Origin of the sequence: Gordonia sp. CPCC 205515 (assembly GCF_048537925.1) — a bacterium.
In the GTDB taxonomy this organism is placed as follows: Bacteria; Actinomycetota; Actinomycetes; order Mycobacteriales; family Mycobacteriaceae; genus Gordonia.
Map to the genome: position 1 here is coordinate 199,867 of NZ_JBCLVJ010000002.1, position 25,545 is coordinate 225,411.

19 protein-coding genes and 1 tRNA gene are annotated in these 25,545 nt (G+C 67.6%); 14 read left to right on the forward strand and 6 right to left on the reverse strand.

The features are described 5' to 3' along the window. Nucleotides 1–90 precede the first annotated feature (90 nt). The 8 genes from AAFP30_RS01160 (at nt 91) to AAFP30_RS01195 (ending at nt 12,412) form a co-directional block, all read left to right on the forward strand. Complete coding sequence (locus AAFP30_RS01160) at nt 91–3,576, forward strand: ATP-dependent helicase (RefSeq protein WP_419227992.1); 3,486 nt, start codon at nt 91–93, stop codon at nt 3,574–3,576. Then, nucleotides 3,569–6,946, forward strand: a complete 3,378-nt coding sequence (locus AAFP30_RS01165) for an ATP-dependent helicase (protein ID WP_419227993.1) — start codon at nt 3,569–3,571, stop codon at nt 6,944–6,946. Before AAFP30_RS01160 ends, AAFP30_RS01165 begins: the two co-directional genes overlap by 8 nt. Nucleotides 6,947–7,019: 73 nt before the next feature. After that, entirely contained in the window at nt 7,020–8,090 is a 1,071-nt protein-coding gene (locus AAFP30_RS01170) for a potassium channel family protein (protein ID WP_419227994.1), read from the forward strand. Next, nucleotides 8,087–9,031 (forward strand): NAD(+) diphosphatase, encoded by a 945-nt coding sequence (nudC, locus tag AAFP30_RS01175; protein ID WP_419227995.1) that lies wholly within the window; start codon nt 8,087–8,089, stop codon nt 9,029–9,031. The genes AAFP30_RS01170 and nudC overlap by 4 nt, the downstream gene beginning before the upstream one ends. A 128-nt stretch (nt 9,032–9,159) precedes the next feature. Further along, on the forward strand, nt 9,160–9,447 hold the full coding sequence (locus tag AAFP30_RS01180; RefSeq protein ID WP_419227996.1) for a mycoredoxin: 288 nt from the start codon (nt 9,160–9,162) through the stop codon (nt 9,445–9,447). A gap of 90 nt (nt 9,448–9,537) precedes the next feature. Then, the gene (locus AAFP30_RS01185) at nt 9,538–11,586 is read left to right on the forward strand and encodes an ATP-dependent DNA helicase UvrD2 (RefSeq protein WP_419227997.1); all 2,049 of its coding nucleotides are present in this window, start codon (nt 9,538–9,540) and stop codon (nt 11,584–11,586) included. 119 nt (nt 11,587–11,705) lie between these two features. Further along, entirely contained in the window at nt 11,706–11,954 is a 249-nt protein-coding gene (locus AAFP30_RS01190; RefSeq protein ID WP_419227998.1) for a hypothetical protein, read from the forward strand. A gap of 167 nt (nt 11,955–12,121) precedes the next feature. Beyond that, nucleotides 12,122–12,412 (forward strand): WhiB family transcriptional regulator, encoded by a 291-nt coding sequence (locus AAFP30_RS01195; protein WP_419227999.1) that lies wholly within the window; start codon nt 12,122–12,124, stop codon nt 12,410–12,412. A 22-nt stretch (nt 12,413–12,434) separates the two neighbouring features. Here AAFP30_RS01195 and AAFP30_RS01200 read toward each other — a convergent pair whose 3' ends face one another. From AAFP30_RS01200 to AAFP30_RS01210, 3 genes are all read right to left on the reverse strand, one after another. Then, complete coding sequence (locus AAFP30_RS01200; RefSeq protein WP_419228000.1) at nt 12,435–13,748, reverse strand: ABC1 kinase family protein; 1,314 nt, start codon at nt 13,746–13,748, stop codon at nt 12,435–12,437. Nucleotides 13,749–13,813: 65 nt separating this feature from the next. Then, nucleotides 13,814–14,719 (reverse strand): hypothetical protein, encoded by a 906-nt coding sequence (locus tag AAFP30_RS01205; RefSeq protein ID WP_419228001.1) that lies wholly within the window; start codon nt 14,717–14,719, stop codon nt 13,814–13,816. Nucleotides 14,720–14,825: 106 nt separating this feature from the next. After that, nucleotides 14,826–16,307, reverse strand: a complete 1,482-nt coding sequence (locus AAFP30_RS01210) for a zinc-dependent metalloprotease (protein WP_419228002.1) — start codon at nt 16,305–16,307, stop codon at nt 14,826–14,828. 158 nt (nt 16,308–16,465) lie between these two features. Between AAFP30_RS01210 and AAFP30_RS01215 the strand changes: the two genes are divergently transcribed. Continuing rightward, nucleotides 16,466–17,530, forward strand: coding sequence for a PDZ domain-containing protein (locus AAFP30_RS01215; protein ID WP_419228003.1), 1,065 nt, complete (start codon nt 16,466–16,468; stop codon nt 17,528–17,530). Nucleotides 17,531–17,538: 8 nt separating this feature from the next. Here AAFP30_RS01215 and AAFP30_RS01220 read toward each other — a convergent pair whose 3' ends face one another. Continuing rightward, a complete protein-coding gene (locus AAFP30_RS01220; protein ID WP_419228004.1) occupies nt 17,539–18,090 on the reverse strand; it encodes a PPA1309 family protein in 552 nt (183 codons plus the stop codon). A gap of 213 nt (nt 18,091–18,303) precedes the next feature. Here AAFP30_RS01220 and AAFP30_RS01225 point away from each other — a divergent pair, with 213 nt between their 5' ends. Further along, on the forward strand, nt 18,304–21,264 hold the full coding sequence (locus AAFP30_RS01225) for a UPF0182 family protein (RefSeq protein WP_419228631.1): 2,961 nt from the start codon (nt 18,304–18,306) through the stop codon (nt 21,262–21,264). A gap of 100 nt (nt 21,265–21,364) precedes the next feature. On the opposite strand, the gene AAFP30_RS01230 is transcribed toward AAFP30_RS01225, so the two are convergent. Together AAFP30_RS01230 and AAFP30_RS01235 are read right to left on the reverse strand one after the other, a co-directional pair. Beyond that, nucleotides 21,365–21,652 (reverse strand): hypothetical protein, encoded by a 288-nt coding sequence (locus tag AAFP30_RS01230; RefSeq protein WP_419228005.1) that lies wholly within the window; start codon nt 21,650–21,652, stop codon nt 21,365–21,367. 84 nt (nt 21,653–21,736) lie between these two features. Next, complete coding sequence (locus AAFP30_RS01235; protein ID WP_419228006.1) at nt 21,737–22,027, reverse strand: hypothetical protein; 291 nt, start codon at nt 22,025–22,027, stop codon at nt 21,737–21,739. A gap of 173 nt (nt 22,028–22,200) precedes the next feature. Between AAFP30_RS01235 and AAFP30_RS01240 the strand changes: the two genes are divergently transcribed. The 4 genes from AAFP30_RS01240 (at nt 22,201) to AAFP30_RS01255 (ending at nt 25,545) form a co-directional block, all read left to right on the forward strand. Further along, nucleotides 22,201–22,274, forward strand: a tRNA-Met gene (locus AAFP30_RS01240). A 305-nt stretch (nt 22,275–22,579) separates the two neighbouring features. After that, nucleotides 22,580–24,175, forward strand: a complete 1,596-nt coding sequence (locus AAFP30_RS01245) for a DUF222 domain-containing protein (RefSeq protein WP_419228007.1) — start codon at nt 22,580–22,582, stop codon at nt 24,173–24,175. A 470-nt stretch (nt 24,176–24,645) separates the two neighbouring features. Continuing rightward, nucleotides 24,646–25,257 carry an MSMEG_1061 family FMN-dependent PPOX-type flavoprotein gene (locus AAFP30_RS01250; RefSeq protein WP_419228008.1) on the forward strand — a complete coding sequence of 204 codons (612 nt, stop codon included), beginning with the start codon at nt 24,646–24,648 and terminating at the stop codon, nt 25,255–25,257. A 39-nt stretch (nt 25,258–25,296) separates the two neighbouring features. Then, a complete protein-coding gene (locus AAFP30_RS01255; RefSeq protein WP_419228009.1) occupies nt 25,297–25,545 on the forward strand; it encodes a DUF2630 family protein in 249 nt (82 codons plus the stop codon).

The window sequence follows — 25,545 nt, forward strand, 5'->3', positions numbered from 1 at the left end:
AGACCGATCTGCCGATGGGCAATATTGATCCGATCTATAGCCCGGGCGGTGCACGTCAGCGATGTCGGTGGCGCGTGATTGCATGTCTGCATGGCCGCACGCACCACCTCGACGCAGAAGGGGTCAACGCAGAAGGGGTCAACGGCGACTGCCGGGGGCGGGATGGCGCTGCATGCGCGCCTGGTTCCCACCGCCTCGGTCGGTGGGGCCGGACAGCGGTCCTGGCCGACGGCCGTGCAGTCGGTGATCGACGGCGCGATGACCGCCGACCCGGAGACACCGTGGGCGCCCATCCGGGTGCACGGCGGCCCGGGCAGCGGGAAGACGTCGGTGGTCGTCGACGCGGCGGTCGCCCGCCTGGTGCGCGGCGACGTCGACCCCGAGTCGCTGCTGGTGCTCGCGGCCTCGCGGCGGGCTGCGGCGTCGTTGCGGGAGGAGATCAGTCGCCGGGTGTTGTCGGTGGAAGGTGCCGGGGATGTGGGTGGTCGCGCGCTGCGGGAGCCGCTGGTGCGCACCGTGCACTCGTACGCCTTCGCCATCCTGCGGCTGCAGGCCTCGGCCCACGGCAACCCGCCGCCGCGCCTGATCACCGGCTCCGAGCAGGACGTGGTGCTGCGGGAGCTGCTGGCCGGCGACATCGAAGACGGTGCGCAGTACTGGCCGCCGCATCTGCGTCCGGCGCTGGGTACCGATGGATTCGCGCAGGCGCTGCGGGATCTGATGATGCGGGCGGCCGAACGCGGGGTGGGCCCCGAGGAGCTTGCCGCGTTGGGCCGTCGGCACCGTCGTCCGGAGTGGGTGGCCGCGGGCACGGCCTACGCCCAGTACGAGCAGAACATGCTGCTGCGCGGCTCCGTCGGCGCGGATGCACCCGGGGCGTCGGCCCCTGCGGTCGATGCGGCCGAACTCGTCGGCTCCGCCTTGTCGGCGTTCGCCACCGACCCGGAACTGCTTGCCGGACAACGCAAACGCATCCGGCACCTGCTGGTCGACGACGCGCAGCACCTCGATCCGCAGGCCGCCGAACTGGTCCGGCTGATCGGTACCGGCACCGACTCGACGATCATCGCCGCCGACACGGACCAGTCCGTTTTCGGGTTCCGCGGCGCCAGTCCGCGGTTTGCCGACGGTCTGGCGGAGTCGGGTTCGGCCCGGGATGTCCTGCTGGACACCACTTTCCGGCATGATCCGGCGATCGCCGCGGTGGGTGCGGCGGTCGCAGCGCGGTTGCCGGGTGCCCGGCCGCATCCGTATCCGGTGCCCGTGGAAGCTGATCCGGACGTCGACGACCCGCTGACCGGCGCCGCGGTGCGCGTCTTCAGTTCCGGTGCCAAAGAGGCCACCGCCGTTGCCGATCTGCTACGCCGTGCGCACCTGTTCCATGGGGTGCCGTGGTCGCAGATGGCGGTGATCGTGCGGTCGGTCCCGCTGGCGTTGCCCGCATTGCGGCGGGCGTTCCGGTCTGCCGGCGTACCGGTCACCACGCCGACCAGCGACCTGCCGCTGCACCGGCAACGCGCGGTGATCGCGCTGATGCAGGTGCTGCGTGTGGTGGTGGCTCGAGGTCTGCCGGCCGACGATGCGCTCGAGGTGTTCGGCGTCGAGGATGCGGTCGCCCTGCTCTCCGGTCCGGTCGGTGGTGCCGACCCGGGTGCGATGCGACGACTGCGGCGCGGGGTGCGTCGGCTCGACGAACGCTCGGGTGATGATGCAACACAGTCTGATTCGCTGATCTCGATTCGGCGGTGCCTGCTCGACGCCGAGGCGGCTCGACGCTACCTGGACGGCCTGAGTGACACCGAGGCGCGGCCGTTGACGCGGGTGCTCGACGTCGTCGGAGCCGCACACCGCGCCGAGCAGGCCGGCCGGGGCATCGAGGAAACCCTGTGGGCGGCATGGCAGGTGACCGGGCTGGAACGGCGGTGGGTATCGAGCGCGATCCGCGGCGGTCCGTCGGGCGAGCAGGCCGACCGGGATCTGGACGCGGTGATGGCCATGTTCGAAGCGGCCGCCAACTTCGCCGACACCCTGCCCGCCGCCGGGCCTGCCGGTTTCCTCCGCTATCTGTCGGCGCTGCAGATCCCGCGCGACAGTCGCTTGTCCGGCGCGTCGAACGACGCGGTAACCGTGCTGTCCGCGCACGCCGCCGCGGGTCGCGAATGGGACGTCGTGGCGGTCGCCGGGGTGCTCGACGGCCTGTGGCCGTCGCTGCGGAGTCGGGGGAGTGTGCTGTCCACCGGGCAACTCGTCGACCTGCTCGACGGCGTCGACCCCGACGCCCTGGACACGGTCGCGCGGAGCACCTCCGCGCTGGCCGACGAACGTCGACTTCTGCTCGTCGCCTGTACCCGGGCCCGGCGCCGGCTGCTGGTCACCGCCGTCGACGACGGTGGTGGCGACGCCTCGCCATCGCGGTTCGTCGCCGAGATCGCGGAGGCCCTCAACACGTGGCGGGGCGGTCCGGTGCGCGACATCGACGACCCCGATCCGGAGCAGGAATTACCGCTCGATCCCGGCGTGGACCGGGTGCTGTCTCTGCCGTCGCTCGTCGCCACCCTGCGGGCTGCGGTGGTATCCGGTTGCGCGGCAATCGAACCCGGCCAGCAGCCGGATGCACGCACCCGGGTGGCCGCCGAACTGCTGGCCCGGCTGGCCGACTCGGATATCCCCGGCGCCGCGCCGAAGGACTGGTACGGGCTCGCCGGTCCCAGCGTCGCCGACCCGCTCTGGACGCCCGAACGCGGCCCGGTGGTCTTGTCCCCGTCGAATGTCGAGTCGCTGACCCGGTGTTCCCTGCGCTGGGTCCTCGAACGGCACGGCGGACGCGATGGCGACGGCACCCCGGCGATCACCGGCACCCTGGTACACACGCTGGTGCAGGCGGTCGCCGGCCAGATCGATCCGGCCGAGGTGACCGCTGCGCTGCGCGGGATCTGGGATCGGGTGGACACCGGCGCGGCGTGGTTCTCGGTGCGCGAACTCGAACGCGCCGAAGGGATGCTCACCAATTTCCGGGACTGGCTGCGGATCTCGCGTGACGACCTCTCCGAGGTCGGGGTGGAGACCGCCATCGACGCCCTCCTCCCCGCCGACAGCGCCCCAGATCCCGTCGACAGCGCCCCGGATCTCGTTGACGGCGCCCCCGCCGACATCCCGGTCCGGCTGCGCGGCCGCATCGACCGGCTCGAAGCCGACGCCGCAGGTCGCCCGGTGGTGGTCGACGTCAAGACCGCGAAGACCGCCATCAGCAAGGCCGACGCGCAGGAGCACGCACAGCTGGCCACGTATCAACTCGCGTTGTCCCTCGGTGGGGCGGAAGGGCTCGGAAAGGTCGAGCCCGGCGGCGGGCGCCTGGTGTATGTCTCCTCGGCCAACCGCACTACCGGCGCCGCCGAACGCGCGCAGGACGCGTTGACGCCGGAGCTCGTCGGCGAATGGATCGCGGTGGTACGCAAAGCGGCTCGGGCCAGCATCGGCCCGGTGTTCGATGCCACCCGCAACCCCGGATGTGGCCACTGCCCACTCACCACCAGCTGCCCGGTGCAGCTGCGCGGCAAGTCGGTGATCGATGACTGAGACCCTGCGGCCTGTCGTCTCGGCCGTCGCGCTGTCGGCGGCCCTCGGCCAACCCACGCCCACCCCCGAACAAGTCGCGGTGATCGAGGCGCCGATGGAGCCGATCCTCGTGGTCGCCGGCGCCGGTGCAGGCAAGACCGAGACGATGGCGGCACGCGTCGTGTGGCTCGTCGCGAACGGATTCGTCGCACCCGACGAGATCCTCGGGCTCACCTTCACCCGCAAGGCCGCCAGCGAGCTCGGCGCGCGCATCCGTCGTCGTCTGTCCACCCTGTCCGGGTCGCCCGCGCTGCGGCGCTGGGACCCGGACGGCACCATCGTCGCGCGACTGTCCGGCGGCGACCCCGAGGTCAGTACCTACCACGCCTACGCCGGTCGATTGATCTCCGACTACGGCCTGCTGCTGCCGGTGGAGCCGAGCTCAACCCTGTTGTCGGAGACCGAATTGTGGCAGATGGCGTTCTCGGTGGTGGCCAACTGGACGGGGGAGTTGCACACCACCAAGGTGCCGGCGTCGGTGACCGAGGCCGTGCTGAAGCTGTACGGGGAGATGGCCGAGCACCTGGTCGACGTCGACGATCTGCGGCGGTCCGGCGAGGATCTCGTCACGATGATCGAGACCCTGCCGAAGGGACCCAAGCAGCGGGACACCCCCACGCAGGCGCTGCTCAAGGTGCGCGATGTGATTGCCGAACGCCGGGAACTGATCCCGATGGTCGAGGCGCTGACCGAGGCGATGCGTGCCGCCGTGGCACTCGATTTTGGCAGTCAGATGTCGCTGGCCGCGCAACTCGTCATGCACCATCCCGAAGTCGTGTCCGCCGAACGCACCTCGTTCCGTGCCGTGCTCCTCGATGAATACCAAGACACCGGGCACTCGCAGCGCATCCTGCTGTCCACCCTGTTCGGTGCCCGCGGTTCGGGACGGCAGAACGGATCGGTGGCGGTCACCGCGGTCGGCGACCCGATCCAGTCGATCTATGGGTGGCGGGGGGCGTCGGCGGCCAACCTGCCGCGCTTCACCAGTGATTTCCGGCGTGCGGACGGTTCACCCGCCGACCGGCTCGAGCTCCTGACCAGTTGGCGCAATGCCGAACACGCGTTGCGTCTGGCGAATGAGACCTCGGAGGAACTGCGGCGGCGCGGTATCCCGGTGAGTGTGCTGCGTGCCCGACCGGATGCGCCGTTGGGCACGGTCAACATCGCGCTGACCGAGACCGTCGTCGACGAACGGACGTGGATCGCCGATCACATCGAAGCGCGGTATCGGGCCGCCGAGGAAGTCGGCGAGGCTCCACCGACGACGGCGATCCTGGTGCGCCGCAACGAGGATTCCGCGCCGCTGGCCGCCGAGTTGGAGAGTCGGGGTATCCCGGCGGAGGTCGTCGGCATCGGCGGGCTGCTACACGTCCCCGAGATCGAGGACATCGTCGCCATGCTGCGATTGATCGGCGATCCGATGGCAGGCACCGCCGCGATGCGGCTGTTGACCGGCGCCCGTTGGCAATTGGGGGCCGGTGATCTCGCCGCCCTGTGGCGTCGCGCCCGAGAACTCGCCGTCGTCGAGATGAACATCGCCAACGGCATCGTGGCCACCCGCGAAGAACTCGACGCCGCCCTCGACGCGGTGCTGCCAACCGAACTCGTGGACCAGGCCGGAATCGCCGACGCCATCGTGGATCCCGGTGAGCCGCAACGGTACAGCGTGACCGGGTACGCGCGGATTCGCGCATTCGGTGCGCAACTGGAGTCCTTGCGACGACGCATCGGCGCACCCCTGCCCGAGTTGGTCGCCGACGTCGAACACACCATCGGGGTTGCGGTCGAGGCGCAGATCCGCGCCCACCGGATGCGTGGTGCGATCACCGGTCGTGAGCATCTGGACGCGTTCGCCGACTACGTCACCGCCTACGCCGACCGACCGGGCGCGAATCTGCCCGGGCTGCTTGCCTTTCTCGAGGCGGCGGAATCCATCGAGAAGGGTCTGGAACCCGGGCGGATCGAGGTCGCCGAACAGCGCGTGCAGATCCTCACCGTGCACGCCGCGAAGGGACTCGAATGGGATGTGGTGGCCGTTCCGCACATGTGCAAGGGCATCTTTCCGGGCGGTCGAGCCGACACCACCTGGCTGGGCAGCGCCAAGGAATTGCCCGCCGCGCTGCGCGGCGATCTCGCCGATCATGAGAACGCCGAAGGCTTTCCGCCGCTGAACCTCGGCGCCGTCGGAGACCGCAAGGAACTCGAGGCGGCGCTGACCCACCACAAGGAGGCCATCGCCGCGCGCCGCCTGGAGGAGGATCGGCGCCTGCTCTATGTCGCACTGACGCGGGCCAAACAGTCGCTCCTGGTGTCGGCGCACCACTGGTCGGAGACGGGTGACTCGCCGCGCGGCGGCTCGGAGTTCTTCGACGAGGTACGCACCATCACCGCCGCAGCCATCGCCGATCCGGCCGTGGATGCCACCGGACTGTCGATCGACGTCGACACCCCGGCCCCCGACGACGATCTCGCCAACCCGCTCGCCGAACTCGTGATCAGCCAGGCGTGGCCGCGGGACCTGCTCGCCGACCGGCGACCCGCGACCGCGAGCGCCGCGCACCTGGTGCTCGACGCGCTCGCCGACCGGGACGCCCCCAGCCTGTTCGATCCCGCCGTGTTCGGGCCGGCCGACACCGGCACCGAGGCGAGTGCCGAGGACGACCCGGAGATCGCGGCGTGGCGTGCCGAAGTGGACGCGCTGCTCGACGAACATCTGCGGTCCAATCGCGCCTATGTCGACGTCGAACTGCCCACCCACCTGTCGGTCAGCCAACTCGTCGAACTCGACGCCGACGAGTCGACCTTTGCGCAGCGCCTGCGCCGCCCGACACCCTTCCGTCCCAACCCGATCGCGCGGCGCGGCACCGCCTTCCACGCCTGGGTGGAGCGGTGGTTCGGCGCCACCCGGCTGCTCGACATCGACGAACTGCCCGGCGCCGCCGACGCCACCGCCACACCCGATGCCGACCTCGATGCGTTGCGCGACGCGTTCCTGGCGTCGGGGTGGGCCAATCGCAGCCCCAGTGAGGTGGAGGTGCCGTTCGAGACGGTGATCGGACCCACCGTGGTGCGCGGCCGTATCGACGCGGTCTTCGCCGAATCCGACGGCGGGTGGCTGGTCGTGGACTGGAAGACCGGGTCGGTGCCCGAGCCGGCCAAGCGTGAATCGCTGTTCGTTCAGCTCGCGGCGTACCGCATCGCGTGGGCACAGTTGGCCGGGGTTCCGGTGGAGAAGGTCCGTGCGGCCTTTCACTACGTGCGGTCGGGTTACACCCTCGAGCCCGACGATCTGCCGGACCGGGCCGCGCTGGCCGCGTTGTTGGCCAAATGACTGCGCGGCCGATGGTCTACTGTCAAGAAATTGTGAGCACATGGGTTTGTGACGCGCGCGGAATCGGGGGCCGATGCCATCTCGGCTGACACGTCGACTGCGGCCGTCCAGCGAACTCGAGGGCCGTCCCGATTACGCGCTCGTCGGTGTGGTGCGGATTCCGGAACTGCAACAGAGTCCGGGTCGCGCGATCGGCAAGCGTGTCGTCTTCGCGACCGTCGCGTTGTTCGCGACCGCGATCATCGTCTACCTCGACCGCGACGGCTACCGCGACGTGCAGCCGAACCCGCTGTCGTTCCTGGACGCGATGTACTACTCGGCCGTCACCCTGTCGACCACCGGCTACGGCGACATCACGCCGTACTCACCGTCGGCCCGGCTGATCAACCTGCTGATCATCACACCCCTGCGGGTGCTGTTCCTGATCGTCTTGATCGGTACGACGCTCGAGGTGCTCACCGAACGGTCCCGCCAAGCACTCAAGATCCAGCGTTGGAGGAACAGCGTGCGCAATCACACCGTCGTCATCGGGTACGGCACGAAGGGCCGGACCGCGGTGGACGCGATGATCGGCGACGGCATCCGGCCGAGCGAGATCGTCGTGGTCGACGCCGAGTCGAGCGTGCTCGAAGCGGCGGCCGCCCACGGACTCGTCACCGTCCGCGGCGGCGCGACCAAGTCCGATGTGCTGCGGCTCGCCGGCGTCGCACATGCCGCGAGCATCGTCGTCGCCACGAACCGCGACGACACCGCGGTCCTGGCCACCCTGACCGCCCGTGAGATCAATCCGCGCGCCAAGATCGTCGCGTCCATCCGCGAGTCGGAGAACACCCACCTGATGCGGCAGTCGGGGGCGAACTCCGTGGTCGTGTCGTCGGAGACCGCAGGCAGGTTGCTCGGCATCGCCACCATGACCCCGTCGGTGGTGGAGGTCATCGAGGACCTGCTGACCCCGGATGCCGGGTACGCGATCGCCGAACGCGAGGTCGATCCCACCGAGACCGGCGGGTCACCCGAACACACCCGCGACATCGTGCTCGGTGTCGTGCGCAACGGTGTGCTGCATCGCGTCGACGACAGCGAGGTCGAACAGATCGAAGCCGGCGACCGACTGCTCTACGTGCGGAAAGGACAGGCCGAATGAGCGCCACGTTCTCGCTGAACCAGCCGCCGCTGCTGTCGCGCGGCACCTTCGACCGGGCCGACGAGATCCGCGACGACCCCGACCGGATGAGCTCCGGGTGGGCCGACGCGCGGATTCTGCTCATCGACTCCACCGGTCGCTATTCGGTGACCGACGACGGCGACCTGGGCTGGTTGGCGGCGGCCGACCTCGCCGACGAACCCCTGCCCGACGCGGTGTTCCTGGGGATCTCGGCGGCGGGCCACGACCTGTGGACGCGGCGGGTGGACCACATCGACGGCCCCACCGACGATCCGCGACGCGGCGCACACGGGCTCGACGCGGACTCCGCCGGGCAGCTTGCCACCGCGCTCGGCATCCTGAATTGGCATGCGAGCGCCCGCTTTTCGCCAGTGGACGGCTCGGCGCTGGTGCCCGCCCGCGGCGGTTGGGTGCGGCGCCACGCCGAGACCGGCGCCGACGAGTTCCCGCGCACCGACCCGGCCATCATCACCGTCGTGCACGACGGCGCCGATGCGATCCTGCTCGGCAGGCAGGCGGTGTGGCCCGACGGTTGGTATTCGACGCTCGCCGGTTTTGTCGAGCCCGGCGAATCCCTCGAGCAGTGCGTGATCCGCGAGGTGCACGAGGAAGTCGGGGTCACCGCTCGCGATCCGCACTACCTCGGCAGTCAGCCGTGGCCGTTCCCGCGGTCGCTGATGCTCGGCTTCGAGGCGATCGCCGACCCCGCCGAACCACTGCAGTTCCTCGACGGCGAGATCGGCGACGCCGTCTGGTTCGGCCGTGATGAGGTCATCGAGGCGCTCGAGGAGGGCGGCGAATGGGTGCGCGGGGACGGGTCGGTAGGTACCGCCATGGACGGCCGCCGACTGCGGCTGCCGGGATCGATTTCGATCGCCCGGGCGATCATCAGCGCCTGGGCATATGCACCGAAAACGTGAGGGTGTTTAGCACTTCAGCGTCCTGAAATATGAGGCTCCGTCGCAGTTCAGGGGCCAAATTCGGCATTTTGATGACAAATCGTCGAGGCATTGGAATCCGGGCGGGGTTTCGTGCTGTTATGGGAAGTATGAGCAATGTGATCGACGACGAAGCCATGGCCGCCCGGGTCTCCGATACCGGCGAGCTGACGATGTACACCACCAGCTGGTGCGGTTACTGCGCACGGCTGAAGACCGGCCTCAAGAGCCTCGGACTGACCTGGCAAGAGGTCGACATCGAGCTGAATCCGGATGCCGCGGAATTCGTCAGCAGCGTCAACGGTGGCAACAAGACTGTGCCCACCGTTCTCTACGCCGATGGCAGTACTGCCACCAACCCCTCGGTTGCCGAGGTCAAGGCGAAGCTGGGTCTCTGAGTCCTCGCTACGCTCGCTTGTTGCTCCTCAGCCAGCGGGTAAGCGTCGCGGTTGAGTCAGTCTGTCGGTGCCCGGTGGCAAGATGAACCGGTGCCCGAACGCAACCCCATACTGGTCGGTCTCGACCCCGAGCAGCGCGCGGCCGTCGCGGCGCCCCGCGGGCCGGTCTGTGTACTCGCGGGCGCCGGAACCGGGAAGACGCGCACGATCACTCGTCGGATCGCGCATCTCATCGATCGTGGTGAGGTGCGCGCCGACCAGGTTCTCGCGGTCACCTTCACCTCGCGGGCTGCGGGGGAGATGCGAGACCGGTTACGTGCCCTCGATATCCCCGGAACCGTTGCGGCGCAAACGTTTCACGCCGCCGCCTTCCGTCAGCTGAAGTACTTTTGGCGCCGTGCCCCCCAGGGCGGGCAGTGGCAGCTGCTCGACCACAAACTGCCGGTCGTCGGTCGTGCCGCGCGGCGCGCCGGTCTCGACGAGTCGGTGGAGACGGTGCGCGACCTCGCCGCCGAGATCGAGTGGGCCAAGGCATCGGTCATCGGACCGGAACAGTACGCGGCGCGCGTCGCCGCACTGAGTCGGGAGACCCCGCAACCGCCGGAGAAGGTGGCCGAGGTCTACGCCTGGTACGAGGCGGCGAAGATCTCACCCGAGGGCGACCGACTGCTGGACTTCGACGACCTCCTCGGCGAAACCGTCCGCATCCTGTCGGCCGATCGGGTGACCACCGACGAATTCCGTTCCGCCTACCGGTTTTTCGTCGTCGACGAATATCAGGACATCACTCCGCTGCAGCAGCGACTGCTCGACGTGTGGCTCGGCGACCGCGACAACCTGACCGTGGTCGGCGACGCCAATCAGACGATCTACTCGTTCACCGGCGCCTCGGCGCATCACCTGCTCGAGTTCACCCGCCGCTACCCCCACGCCGAACTGCATCGGCTGGTCCGCGACTACCGGTCGACGCCGCAGGTTGTCGAACTGGCCAATCAGGTGATCGGTGCGACCACCGAACGCGCGCCCGGCACCCGCCTCGACCTGATCGGTCAACGACCACCCGGACCGGAACCACGGCCGGCCGAGTTCGCCGACGACCGGCGCGAGGCCGTTGGCGTGGCCGCGCAGATCAAACACCTGATCAACGCGGGCACCCCGACCGCGGAGATCGCGGTGCTCTACCGCGTCAACGCGCAGTCCGACCGCTTCGAAGAGGCGCTCACCGAGGCCGGCATCCCGTATCAGGTGCGTGGGGCCGAGGCATTCTTCACCCGCACCGAGATCGTGCAGGCGCTGCGTGGCCTGCGCGCCGCCGCGGACCGCCCCGACCTGCCGGCAGGTGTCGATGTGCGAAAAGTTGTCGCCGCAGTCCTCGCACCCCTCGGGCTGACCGAGCGGGAGCCCGCCGGCACCCAGGCGCGCGCCCGATGGGAATCGTTGCGCGCGTTGACCTCTCTCATCGACCAGATCGTCGACGAACTGCCGCGACCCACACTCGACCGGGTGGTTGCCGAGTTGGCGCTACGCGCCCAGGAACGACACACGCCGAGCACGCAGGGCGTCACGCTGGCGTCACTGCACGCGGCGAAGGGCCTCGAATGGGATGCGTTGTTCATCGTCGGACTGACCGAGGGATCGGTGCCGATCACCCAGGCCGTCGAGCACGGCGACGACGCGGTGGAGGAGGAACGTCGGCTCTTTTACGTCGGGATCACCCGGGCCCGGGAGCATCTCTACCTCTCCTGGAGTCTGTCGCGCAACGGTGGTCGTGCCACCCGCCGCCGGACCCGCTTCCTCGACGGCATCGATCTCGATCCGCGACGGCAGGGACGCTGCAGTGCGTGCGGCACGCAGCTGACCACACCGGAGTCACGGGTGCGACGACGCTGCGGCAGTTGCCGGATGGAGGCTCGCGACGAGGCGCTCGCCGACGCCCTCCGATCCTGGCGTACCGCGCAGGCCGAGCAGGCGCAGGTTGCCGAGCACGCCATCCTCACCGACGCGATGCTCGAGGCGATCGCCGAGCAGCGGCCCACCGATGTCGGCTCGCTGCAGGCGATTCGCGGGATGGGAGCCACCAAGCTCGACCGGTACGGACCGGGACTCGTCGATCTCGTCAAAACCGCAGGTCAAAAATAGGTTGTGCGATCTTTGGCGGACCCTCTACCCTGGAATCCGTCAGCACGGGGTGAGACGCCTTTGTCCGTAGGGGTCTGCCTCACATGTGGGAGCTATCGATGGAGGAAAGGAGCGGACAAGTGAACGGCATCAACATTTATCAAGCAGGCATCGCGTTGCCTGCGGCCAAGCCGTGCGCGGCACCGGCCATCGGCTGGCGTTTCGACAGCGACCGCTCCATGCTCGCCGAAGCGCGCCGGCGTTCGATGGCAACCCATCTGGATGCGGTGCACGTAGCACCCGCCGGATTCGCCCCCGCCGCCGTCGCCGCAGCAGCGCGAGCGCCGCAGCGGTTCCCCGTGCCAGACCCTCATCGCAGGGGTCGATAAGACCCCCGACATCAGGGCCACGGGCGGATCGCAGAAGGCGAAACCCGTGGCCTTTGTTTTGTGAACTCCCGCAAGGGTTCTCATCATCACGATGAGAACCCGATCGGCTCCACATCTCGAGGTTCCGGGTCATTCAACACCCAACACGAGCAGATGTGGAGAGAGCAATGACTGTCGAATGCGTTCTCGATTCCCCTCTTTCGACGGACCTCATGCCGGTCGGTCGGTTGGACCTGCCCTGCCAGGTGGCCGACGCCGATCTGTGGTTCGCCGAGGACCCCCGAGATCTCGAGCAGGCCAAGGCGATGTGCGCCGACTGCCCCTTGCAGCAGGCGTGCCTGCAGGCGGCGCTCGAGCGCGCCGAGCCGTGGGGCGTCTGGGGCGGCGAGATCTTCGACCGCGGTGCCGTCGTGGCGCGTAAGCGTCCGCGCGGTCGCCCGCGCAAGAACGTCGCGTGAGATGGGTGTCCGGTCCGGTCTGTCAGGCCAGACCGGGCACCCATTCCTCCATGATCGCCCGATAGGGGGCGTTGGCCTCGAGCTGTGACGCGATGCCGACACACCCCGCCAGCACTCGGAACACCATCACATAGTTCTTGGGCAGGTTGAGATTTCGTGAGGTCTTGTAGACGTCGCCACGGACATCGGTCGCCTTGCCCGCAGCACGCTGCATCCACTTGCGGGTGAAGTGGAACGACTCGGTGTACAGCGGATCGACATACGGCTTCAGGTACGCCTCGATGTCAGCGGCATTGACCCGATCGGCGTGCGAGCGTCGGATGAAGTCCGTCTGCACCATGAGCTCCTTGAGCTCGTCGTACTTCTTGTCGCGCGCGAGCCGCAGGATCGGACCCGTCTCCGGCGGCAGACCGTTCGGATAGTGGCCGACCGCACCGAAATCCAGCACGCCGAAGCGGCCGTCGTCGGTGAGGAAGAAGTTGCCCGGATGCGGGTCGCCGTGCAGCAGCCCGACCCGGAACGGCGAACTCACCTCGAACGTCGCCATCTTCGCGGCGGCGTTGTCGCGGGTCGCCTGGTCGCCGCCGGTGATGATCCGCGACAGCGGGGTGCCGTAGAGCCATTCGGAGACAACCACTTTGGGTGCGCTGGCGACCACCTTCGGGATGACGAAGTCGGGGTCGTCGTGGAAGGCCTTGGCGAATGCGCGTTGATTGTCGGCTTCACCGAGATAGTCGAGTTCGGCCTCGGTGCGGTCGATGAGTTCGTCCATCATCGCCTTGACGTCGGTGCCCGGCGACATCTTCTGCAGCAGGCCCGACATCCGGGACAGTGTCTTGAGGTCGGCCTTCAGTGCATGGTCGGCGCCGGGATACTGCACCTTGACCGCGACCTCGCGCCCGTCCGACCAGATTGCCTTGTGGACTTGACCGATGCTGGCGGATGCGGCCGGTTCGTCGGAGAACTCGCGGAAACGCTCGCGCCATTTGGTGCCGAGTTGCTGGTCGAGCACCTTGTGCACCTTGGATGCGGGCAGCGGCGGTGCCTCGGCCTGAAGTTTGGTGAGTGCTTCGCGGAACGGCTCGCCGAACTCGTCGGGAATCGCCGCCTCCATGATCGACAGCGCCTGCCCGACCTTCATGGCGCCGCCCTTGAGTTCCCCGAGAACGGAGAACAGTTGTTCGGCGGCCTTCTCCAGCATCTCCTGCTGGACTTCGTCCTTGTCCTTGCCGACCATGCGTTTGCCGAGACCTGCCGCGGCACGTCCGGCCATACCGATGGGCAACGACGCGAGTTTTGCGTTGCGTCGGCCCTGCCCCCGAGTGATGTCAGCCATAGTGTCCTTTCCCCATTACAGGATAGAGGACCGGCTACCGCGCACCGTCGTGCGACCGGCCGGGGTCAGCCCGCCGCGGCAATTGGCGGACGACAGTCGCAGCAGGGGTGCGGTGGCCATTCGGTGATCTCGAGCCGCGCCGGATCACCCCGGAATTCCAGTGCGCGATTGAACAATTGGGGCAAAGCCGACGACGTCGTCCCGGTGATCAGGGCACTCGCGATCTGCTCGATCTGTTCGTGGGCCAAGGCCGCGGTGCTGCGGATGATGCCGGTGGTGGCGTAGCCGGGTTGACGGAGCAGCTGTGCGGCCAGCAGCGGCCAGTCGGGATCCAGCATCGTCCGATGGTGGTCGGCGCAGCGCATGCAACTCGACATGCCCGGCAACACCAGGGGTCCGACGATGCCGACGCCATCTCGCACCAGCACCGGCAGATGCGGGATGCGTGCGGCGTTGAGCGCGGTGACGATGGCCGGCTCATGCACCAGGAAGTCCGACAGCACCACGAGATTGGCGTCCCAGCGACCCACCGCATCCAGATCCGCCGGCCGCCGCGACGACCGCTGCGGCGTCAGGCCAACCTCGGTGAGGGACGCGGCGAGCAGATCGGACAGCGGTCCGCGGCCGTGGATCCGGATGCGCAGCCGGGCCGCTCGGGCCAGGCCCGTCGTCGATGCCGCGCGCCCGGCCGCCAGGAGTTGTCCGACGATGCCGGCGAACTCGCTGCCGGACAATCCGATCGCCCGCGCCCGGCGCACCATCTGGCCGCGGGAGTGGGGTTCGATCAGCGCGCGGATGAGTTCGGCGACATCGGAGGCCCGCACCGCCTGCGGCAGGTCGATCAGCAGGCTGCGGCGCGGGTCGCTGCCGATGTGCACCCGATTGCCGGGCCGCACCAACACCGGTGTCCCGGGCCGCAGCAGCGGCAGGGTGAGGGGCAGATCGGCGAGCGTCAGGCGATCATCGGACATGACGTCACTCTGCCACTGCCGGAGCCCGGATCCCGGGGTGTCGGCGGGTTGTCCACAGGCTGCGCGGCCTGTGATCAGAGGACTTGCCTCCGACGGGGATTCGGGGTTACGGCTGCTGGGTCGGGCCGTCGGGTCCGGTCCCGGAATCGGGGTCCGACGCCGGGCCGTCACCGGACTCCCGCGACTGCTGCTCGGCGGCCCGCTCGTTGGCGAGCGTCTGCTCGAGCTGGGCGATCGGGTCGTCGAAGGTGCTGGTGCCGCCACCGATCACGCCGTCGATGAAGCCGGCCGGGTTGTCGAGATCCTCGGCGTCGGGCATCAGATCGGGATGCGCCCACACGCCGTCGCGGCGGGTGAGGTCGCTGGCGTCGAGCAGCTGCTGCCACAGCGCCGACGCCTCGCGCACCTTGCGGGGCCGCAGTTCCATGCCGACGAGCGTCGCGAACGTCTGCTCGGCGGGTCCGCCGGAAGCGCGTCGTCGGCGCATCGTCTCGGTGAGGGCGACCGCGCTCGGAATCCGGTCGGACAGCGCCTGCGACACCACCTGCTCGACCCAGCCCTCGACCAGCGCGAGCAGGGTCTCCAGACGGCTCAGTGCGGCCTTCTGCTCCGGGGTGGTGGTGGGTTCGAACGACGCCGTCGAACCCATGAGTTCCTCGAGTTTGCCCGGATTCGACAGCAGTTCCTGCGGATCGATGTTGTTGGTGAGGTCGGCGATGCCGGAGAAGTCGATGCTGATGCCGCGGGCGTACTCCTCGACCGTGGACAGCAGCCGCTGCCGCAGCCAGCTGACGTGCGTGAACAGCCGGACGTGAGCGGCCTCGCGGGCGGCGAGGAACACGATGATCTCTTGTGCCGGCAGGTTGAGGCCGTCGGCGAAGGTGGCGATCGCCTCCGGGAGCAGCACCGCGGTGCCCTCCGGTGCCAGCGGCAGCCCGATGTCGGTGGAGGTCAGCACCTCCTTGGCGAGCTGACCGAGGCCCTGGCCGAGTTGGGTGCCAAACGCCATGCCGCTCATCTGGGTGAGCATGCCCATCATCGGGCCGGCGAACTGTGCGGCCTCGGGCGGCAGATTCTGCTCCCACGTGGTCGACAGTTGGGTCGCGACCGGATCGCACAGCCGTTTCCAGGTGGGCATGGACTCTTCGAGCCACTGCACCGGAGTCCAGGCCAGCGATTTCTGCACACCGCTCGGGAAGGTCGTGACGTCGTCGAGCCACACCTCGGCGAGGCGGACGGCGTCGGCGACGGCCTGGTTCTCTTTGTCGAGCACCGGGGTGAACTTGCCGATTTGTTGGCGGGCGAGGTTGGCGGCCACCTGATAGTTCACCGGGCCGGCACCCGAGCCGGCGGACATTCCCGAGCCCATGCCGCTGAACATGCTGCCCAGCTGGGAGAACATCTGGCCGAGCATGTTCGGGTCGAAGTTCGCCGGGTCGATGCCCTCGCCGCCCGGCCCGAAGCCGAACGGGTTGCCTGCCGCGCCCTGGCCGCCGGCGCCCGGAGTGTCCTTGCCGCTGTTGCCCGCACCACGTTTGTCATCGTCATCATCGTTGGACGAGGAGAAGCCGAAGGGCAGATCAGTCATGGGTCCACGGTACCGCCAGCAGTGCGCCGTCGGTGACGGTCCGGTGTTCGCCTTGCGCGTACTCGGCTCAACGGGCCTGCGCGGGTCGGTCCTCGCCGAAGCCTGGTGCCCGCGCCGCCGACGGTTCGCTGTCAGCGGGCTCCACTACTCTGTGCGGAATGAGATTGCAGCCCGGCCATCGTCGTATCGCGACCGTCGCCGTGACCGTGCTGGTATTCCTGGCCCTGCTGTTCGTCGGTACGACCGTGCAGGTTCCCTACGTCGCGCTCGGACCCGGCCCAACGGTCAACACACTGGGCACCATCGACCTGCAGGACGGTAAGGACACGACGACCAAGCCGGTTGTGGACATCACCGGGGTCCCCACCGACCCGACGACCGGCAACCTGAACCTGACCACGGTCTCGGTGACCGACGGGATGTCACTGTTCCAGGCGCTGGGCATGTGGGCCTCGGGCCGCTACACCCTCGAGCCACGGGACCGGGTGTTCCCGCCGGATCAGACTCCCGACCAGGTGCGTGAGCAGAACCAGCAGGACATGAGCGGCTCGGAGAACAACGCGACCGCCGCGGCGCTGCGCTACCTGAACCGCCCGACGGCCCTCGAGGTGGTCGTCGTCGCGCCCGACGGTCCGGCGGCAAAGGTGCTGCAGAAGGGCGACCGGGTGATCAGTGTGGCGGGCAAGCCGGTCGCGACCACCGAGGAGATGCAGGCGGCGGTCAAGAGCAACGCGCCCGGCACGGCGGTGCCGATCGAGATCGAACGCAACGGCGTGCGGCAGACGGTCACCGTCACGCTCGCGGCGCGGCCCGACGACCCGAAGGTCGGCTACCTGGGGGTGACCCCGGACGTCGTCAACGCCGATCCGGCGCTGAAGATCGACTACAACGTCGGCGACATCGGCGGTCCGTCGGCCGGCATGATGCTGACCTTGGCGGTGATCGACCGCCTCAGCCCCGGCGAACTCACCCACGGCAAGTTCATCGCCGGCACCGGCACGATCGACGACGAGGGTGACGTCGGCCCGATCGGCGGTATCACCCACAAGACCCGTGCCGCGCGTGATGCGGGGGCCACGGTGTTCCTGGTGCCGGACAAGAACTGTGCCGAGGCCGCTTCGGATGCGCCCGACGGACTGGAGCTGGTGAAGGTGACGACTCTGCAGTCGGCGGTCGACGCGCTCGGCGACGTCGGCGCCGGCCGCGCCGCCCCGCACTGCTGATCGGACGCCTAGTCGGCGAGGGTCTGACGTAACGCGGCGCGCAGCTCCGGTGCGAGGTCGGAGGCGGTGCGCAGCTCGAGCTTGTCGACCGTCTCGCCCGGCTCGGGTCGCAGGTGCAGCAATGCCAGCGTGCGCCCGTCGCGCAGGGCGCCCACGGCCAGCCGCGCGGTGCGGCCGTTCCGACGGTTGACCGCAGTGTCGCTGTCTTCGGTGTCACTGCCGGGTGGCACGATCACGATCTCCTGGATCAACGCGGCACCCGCGACGCCGTCCGGCCAGCTCGTGGTTGCGAGGACGCGTTCGAGGTCGGCGTCGGTCGTCGCGTGGTGCAGCGGTTCCTGGGCGATCGGGCTCAGTTCGGAGTCGTCGTCGGGGGAGACGAGTTCCGGCTGTCGCTCGGCCAGCACCGACGTCGGCACCAACGCGAACAGGATCGGCGGCTGCTCCCAGCCCGTGTCGTCGACGAACTCCACGATGTCGCGCAACGCGCTGCCCAGCGCGTCCGGGGAGAGAACGACGGCGTCGGCGGCCTGGGCGTCGGGTCGGTGCGGCTCGGTCACACACCCATCTTGCCAACCCTCGTCGGGGGCCGGGAACCAAGCGAGAAGGTGGATCGTTGGCCGGTCAGTCACGCGCCGACGTGGCACACATAACTCGACCAGTACAGTTGGGTGCACATCGCACCCCAGCGGGGGTCGCCGTTCGTGCCGGACCGATGTCCGGTTTGGGAACTTTGGAGAGTGGGCTAGGTGGGCGTACGCGGGCCGGCGGGCATGCCGACACTGTCGCGCAAGAGCAAGATCGCCATCGGGGTCGGCGTCGCCGTCCTCGTGTTACTACTGGTCGGTCCTCGACTGGTCGGGCTCGGTACCGACTGGTTGTGGTTCTCCGACCTCGGATACACACGAGTGTTCTCCACGATCGTGTGGACGCGACTCGTGTTGTTCCTGGTCGTGTCGATTGCGGTGGGACTGATCGTCTTCGGCGCCATCGCGATGGCGTACCGATCGCGTCCGGTGTTCGTGCCGGCATCGGGACCCAACGATCCGCTGGCGCGGTATCGCACGACCGTGATGACACGCACCCGGTGGTTCGCGGTCCTGCCTGCGGTGATCATCGGTCTGTTGTCCGGACTGGTCGCACAGGGGTCCTGGGCGACCGTGCAGACCTTCCTCCACGGCGAGACCTTCGGCCAGCGCGACCCACAGTTCGGTCTCGACGTCAGCTTCTACGCGTTCGATCTGCCGTTCTATCGGTTGATCCTCAATCTGCTGTTCGTCGTCGTGGTGGTCGCGTTCTTCGCGAACCTGCTCACGCACTACGTGTTCGGCGGTATCCGACTCGGCAATGCCAATGGTGGCCCGTCGATGACCACGGCGGCCCGTATTCAGTTGGCCGCCCTGGCGGGTACCTTCCTGCTGCTCAAGGCGGTCGCGTACTGGTTCGACCGGTATTCGCTGCTGTCGAGTCAACGCAAACAGGAGATATTCACCGGCGCGAGCTATACCGACATCAACGCGGTGTTGCCGTCGAAACTGATCCTGATGGCGATCGCGGTGATCTGTGCGGTGGCCTTCTTCGCCGGTGTCGTGCTGCGCGACCTGCGGGTGCCGGCCCTGGCCACTGCGCTGATGGTGTTGTCGGCGTTGGTCATCGGCGTCGGGTGGCCGATGGTGATGGAGCAGTTCTCGGTCAAGCCGAACGCCGCCCAGAAGGAAGCCGAGTACATATCCCGGAACCTGGATGCGACGACGACGGCGTACAAGATCAGGGACAAGGACGACGTCACCTACGACCCGAACTGGACGGCGACGCCCGCCGACCCGGTGGCGGTCAACAGTGACTCCGCGACCCTGTCCAACATCCGCATCCTGGACCCGAACGTGATCGCGCCGGCGTTCAATCAGCGGCAGTTCCTGAAGAACTTCTACGGCTTCCCGGCCCAGCTCGCCGTCGACCGGTACACCGTCGACGGGCAGCAGCGCGACTTCATCGTCTCGGTGCGTGAGCTCGATCCGGCGAAGTACGGCGCGAACCAGCAGAACTGGATCAACAAGCACACCGTGTTCACTCACGGCAATGGATTCATCGCGGCGCCCGCGAACACCGTCGACGAGGCGTCGTCGGACAGTGACAGCGACCGTGGCGGCCTGCCCGTGTTCAAGGTCTCCGACCTGGAGAGCATCCGGACGCCGGAGTATCAGGCGACGGCACCGATCAAGGTGAAGCAGCCGCGTATCTACTTCGGTGAGCTGATCGCCAAGGTCAACCCCGACTACGCCATCGTCGGCTCGGTCGGTGGCGACCGGGAGTACGACGAGGACGGCAAGAACTACACCTACACCGCGGATTCGGGTGTGTCCCTGGGTAACTGGTTCAACCGGGTGCTGTATTCGATCAAGTACACCGAACGCAACATCCTGCTGTCCGACGCGATCAACGAGAACTCGAAGATCATCTACAACCGTGATCCCCGGGACCGCGTCAAGAAGGCCGCACCCTGGTTGACCGTCGATTCCAAGACCTACCCGGCGGTCATGGCCGACGGGTCGATCAAGTGGATCGTCGACGGCTACACCACGTTGAACACCTATCCGTATGCGCAGCGGATGTCGCTGCAGGAGGCGACGGCCGACGCCCAGGAACTCAATCCGGGCCAGACCGCGCGTCGTCAGGTCAATCAGCAGGTGTCGTACGTGCGCAACGCGGTGAAGGCGACCGTCGACGCGTACACCGGCAAGGTCACGCTGTACCAGTTCGACACCGAGGACCCGGTGCTCAAGACCTGGATGAAGGTGTTCCCGGGGACCGTGAAGTCCCGCGCCGAACTCGACAAGGACCAGGATCTGCTCTCGCACTTCCGTTACCCGGAGGACCTTTTCAAGATGCAGCGCGCGCTGCTCTCGAGGTACCACGTGTCCGACCCGGAGACGTTCTTCCGCAGCAATAACTTCTGGTCGATCCCGGCCGATCCCAGTAAGGATCAGGCGGTGCAGCAGGGGTTGAGTCAGCCGCCGTACTACTTCACCGCGGCCGCCCCGGACGCGTCGAACCCGCAGTTCCAGCTGACGACGGTGATGACCGGTCTGAACACCCGAAACCTGACGGCCTATATGACCGCGTCGTCGGACCCGGAGAACTACGGCCGGATCACGGTGAAGATGTTGCCGACGGCCAAACAGACCGTGGGTCCGCAGCAGGCGCAGGAGAACATGAAGAGCGCCGGGCCGGTGGCGTCGGACCGAAAACAGGTGGAGGACACCACTCGGGTCACTTACGGCAACCTGTTGACACTTCCGGTGGGCCGCAACGGGATTCTGTACGTCGAACCGATGTACACGCAGTCCAAGACCGATGACTCGGCCATCCCGAAGCTCTACCGCGTGCTGGTCTACTACAACGCGGCCACCGATGGAGCTCGGGTCGGGTATGCGGCGACGGTCGCCGAGGCGCTACGGCAGGTGGGGATCAACCCATCGGAGGTGACCGCGCCGGAGGCGGGTCAACCGGTGGAAGGTGACACCGCGGGCACGCCGCAGCAGGCAGGTGCGATCACCCCGCCGGCGCAGCAGGGTCAGTCGGCCGATCGGGATGCCGCCGTGCAGGCCATCGGCGACGCGCTGACCGCACTGAAGGACGCCCAGACCAAGGGTGACTTCACCGCCTACGGCCAGGCCCTCGATCAGCTGAACAAGGCTGTCGCGCAGTACGAGACGCTGCCCGCCCAGAACTGATCGGCGCAGAACTGATCGGCACAGTACTGATCGGAGACGCACAACGCCGCCGCCCCACCTCGACTGAGGTGGGACGGCGGCGTTTGTCGGTGCGGTGAGATCAGCTCCGGTAGCGCTTCATGTAGCGACGCAACTCGTTGTCGGTGTTGTCCGGGGTCAGCGGGCTGTGATGGTTGTGGTGGATCAGGTTCATGAAGATCGCCACGGCGCCGGCAAACGCGGCCACCATCAGCAGGCCGAACAAGATTGCGGGCACCACGTGACCACCGGCCATGTTCACCAGCCAGAGCGCAGCCAACGCGAATCCGACCAGTCCCAGCAGGAACCCGATGACGCTCATCGGGTGCGTGCCGTGGCTTTCGTGATGGGGCAGATGATGAGACGCCATCGTTCCTCCTTGGGTTGACGTGGCCCCAGGATACGCCTCGTTATGTGAATTGCATCACAAAATCACGAATGGGTTACGAAAACCTCAGTGCGGATGGTTCGCGAGGTATCGCGCCTTCTCCTCGCTGCTGGCGTCCGGGATGAGTGGGCTGTGCTGGAGGCGCCGCGCCATCGCGCTGTAGATGACCCCCGCCCCGACCAGGCAGGCGATCAGACTGATGCCGCCGACAACCGCCCAGGTGGTGTCACCGGTGGCGAGCCCGTTGACGAGCAGGCCCAGCGCTGGAATGACGAGAACGACGAGGACGTACGCGACAAAGCTCATCGGGTGCCGGTTGTCGTGGCGTGGGGTGGCATGGGCTGCGATGGTGGCCATCGTCTTCTCCTTGGTTGTCATCTCGGTGGTGTGACATCTTCAACATCCTCCGGAGATCTCGCTGCTACCAGGGACTTTCGGCCTGCTGGGGTGGGGTCCTCGGTCGATTTCCGCGCTCGGGTCCGGCCGATTTGGAGAACCGGCGACCGTGTGTGTAACGTGGTGTTCACCAACGCGGGGTGGAGCAGCTCGGTAGCTCGCTGGGCTCATAACCCAGAGGTCGCAGGTTCAAATCCTGTCCCCGCTACGAGAGAAAGAGGCTCCGGAAGCACTGCTTCCGGAGCCTCTTTCGTTATGTCTCCTTCCGCTCCCTGAGCAGCCCGCGAGGCGCCAGCCGCCCTTCGTCGCGCTCGCAAGCTCGCTTGCTCAGGACCCGCGAGCGTATCGAAGGGTCATCGCGAGAAAACAAACTTGTCGTACCCCCGAGGTATGTTCTCGGTAGCAGGAAGAAGACAACGAACGAAGCGCCGCGACCCCAGTCTTGAGTGGTCGCATCAGAGATGAATGTGGGTGTCCTGCAGCCATGTCCGTATCTGGTGAAAGGTCGCTCGCGTGTCCTCGACAGCCGGTTCAACACCCCAGGCGCCGCTGTGGCGTGGGTTGCCGGCTGCCTTCCTCGGCGGGATCGACCCGGCCGATGCCGATGAGGCCCCGATCAACGACCTGCTGCTCGGGATGACCGACCTGGATCGCGGCCACTCCTACCTGGCTTACTGCGACTACCGGACGGCGCAGGTGGTCTGTGACCGTTACGTCGCGCCGCGTGAGGACTCCGACGGATTCGTGGTCGACGGGTTCGCCGACGCGGCGACGCGGATCGCGCAGACGCGGGCGATGACTCGCCACCAGGCCGAAGTGCTGCTCAACGAAGCTGTGGTGCTGCGGGACCGGCTGCCCGAGGTGTTCGAGTGCCTCGGCGACGGGGTCATCAGCCAGCGTCAGGCCCAGCAGATCATTGTTGACACCGGTCTGATCGACGGCGAATCCTATGCCTGCTACGTCGATGCCGAGATCGCGCAGCGGTTGCGGGCCGGTACGTATTCGTTGAAGCGGTTGCGCGACATGGTCGATCGCCTCATCTTCCGACATGACCCGGATGCGGTGCGGGAACGTCGCAAGGATGCGATCGACAAGCGCGGCGTGTGGGTGGACAAGCGCGCCGACGGGACCGCCGAGCTGACGGCGGTGATGTCGGCGGAGAACGCGCGCATCGCCTACGCCCATATCGATGGCCTCGCCGATCGGGTGTGTGCCCATGATGGTCGCACCAAGAACCAGCGCCGCTCGGACGCCGAGTTCGCGCTACTGACCGGCAGCGACTTCGCCTGTGAATGCGGGCACGCCGACTGCCCGATCACTGCCTTGACTCTCGACGACGCTGAGGGCGCCGACGCGGAGGGTGAGGCTGGGCCGTCAAAGGCTCTGGTGCCGGTGGCGCCGACGTTCGTGATCCATGTGGTCTGCGATGAGGCCACCCTTGAGGGCCGGGCCAACAATCCCGGCTACATGGATGGGCATGGAGTGATCGACGACGAACACGTCCGCGAGCTCGCCACCCGCCCGGACGCGCGGATCGCACCATTGATCCCGGCTGGCACCCCGATGAACCCGGACGGCACTGTCACGCTGCCCGGGTCACTGGCGTCGGATCCGTACCGGCCGACCACCTCACTGGATGCGTTCATCCGCATCCGCCACGGCGTATGCAGTGAACCCGGGTGCACCACGAGCGCCTGGGATTCTGACTGCGACCACGTCACGGAGTTCGACCACGACAACCCCAGCGCCGGCGGACAAACGACGTCGGAGAACATGAATCCGAAGTGTCGGCCGTGGCATTTGTTGAAGACGTTCTCGGGCTGGTTGGACGATCAGTGGCGTGATGACGATGGCCAATTACGCACGGAGACAGTCACTCCCGAGGGCCTGATCATCCCGGGTGAGGCCGAGACCATGGAGGAACTCTTCCCCGGCCTGCGCCGCATCCGCTACACCGCCCCAGCCCAGGCCCCACCGGCCTCCGACGCCCCGGATCAGGAACGCCCGACACGCACTCGCAGTCGGACGGCGAACAAACATGCCCGACGCCGGGCGGAGAGGAATCGGAACAGGAAGCGGCACAACGAAGGACCCGAAGCGCCGTTCTGAGGTGGTGGTTTGCGTTGGCCCTTCGGATCTCCCCACCCGCTGATCGAGATCCTTCTTAGCTGGTCGAGTAAGGGAGGAGCTTGCGACGACCGCATCGAGACCACCTCCCGCGCAGGATCATTGGCCTCGATGCGCTCGCTCGCTGGAGCTCGCGGGCTTACTCGACCAGCGGAAGGGCGAAATCCGGCCAGCGGAAAGGGTCAGATTTGACCAGCGATAAAGGTGAGACTCTTCGCGGGTGAGATCTCCTACTCGGTCGGCGGCAGTCGGGAATCGAGCAGGGAAGGAGATCGCAGTGGATGAGTGAGCAGCCGTCGAAGTACGCGGCGATGGCTTGCCGGGCCAGGCGGCAGTGCACTGTCACCGACACACGGCGAGCACAACTGTGGACAAGGCAGGCCTCGGGAGCGTCGGGGCTGCCGACAGTGGGCGCGAGCTACTGAATTTGCGCGCGGTGTCACCATGGAGGGGTGGAGATCACCAGCGAAGAGCAGTTGCGCCAGATCGTCGGGCATCCGAGCGAGATGGTTGCCAAGAAGGTCGCGTCCTCGCTGGCTCAGGTACACATCGACTGGCTGACCGCGACACCCATGCTGTTCCTGGCCACCTCCGACGCCGACGGACGCGTGGACGTGTCGCCGAAGGGTGATCCGGCGGGCAAGGTCGTCCACGTGATCGACGAGACGACGATCGCCATCCCGGAGCGGCCGGGCAACCGGCGGGTCGACGGCTACGTCAACATCCTGGCCAACCCCCACGTCGGCACCATCATGGTCATCCCCGGCCGCGCCGACACCCTCCGGGTCAACGGGTCGGCGCGCATCGTCGACGACGGTGATTACTTCGACGACCTCGCCGTCCGCGGGCGGCGGCCCATTCTCGCGGTGGAAATCGACGTCGAGGAGGTCTTCTTCCACTGCTCCAAAGCGTTCCTGCGCTCGGACATGTGGCGGCCGGAGAAGTGGCAGCCGGACGCACTGCCGACCCCGGCGAAGATCTTCAAGACGGTGATGCCCTCCCTTGACGAGGCGGCGCTCGAGGAGGAGTTCAAGGAGGAGAATGTGCGCGAGTGGCTCTACTGAGCCGCACCCTCGGGGCGCGACCGCGACTACGGTGAAGCCATGGCCACCGACAAGTCGATCCATCAGCACATCACCGATCTCGTCGCCGAGGAGCACGAACTCCGCCAGCAGCTGAGCAGCGGCGAGATCTCGCGCGACGAGGAGAATTCCCGGCTCAAGGAGGTGGAGGTCTCGCTCGACCAGTGTTGGGACCTGCTACGCCAACGGCAGGCCCGGCGCGATGCCGGATTCAACCCCGACGACGCGCAGGTACGCCCCGCGGACGTGGTGGAGGACTACAAGAACTGA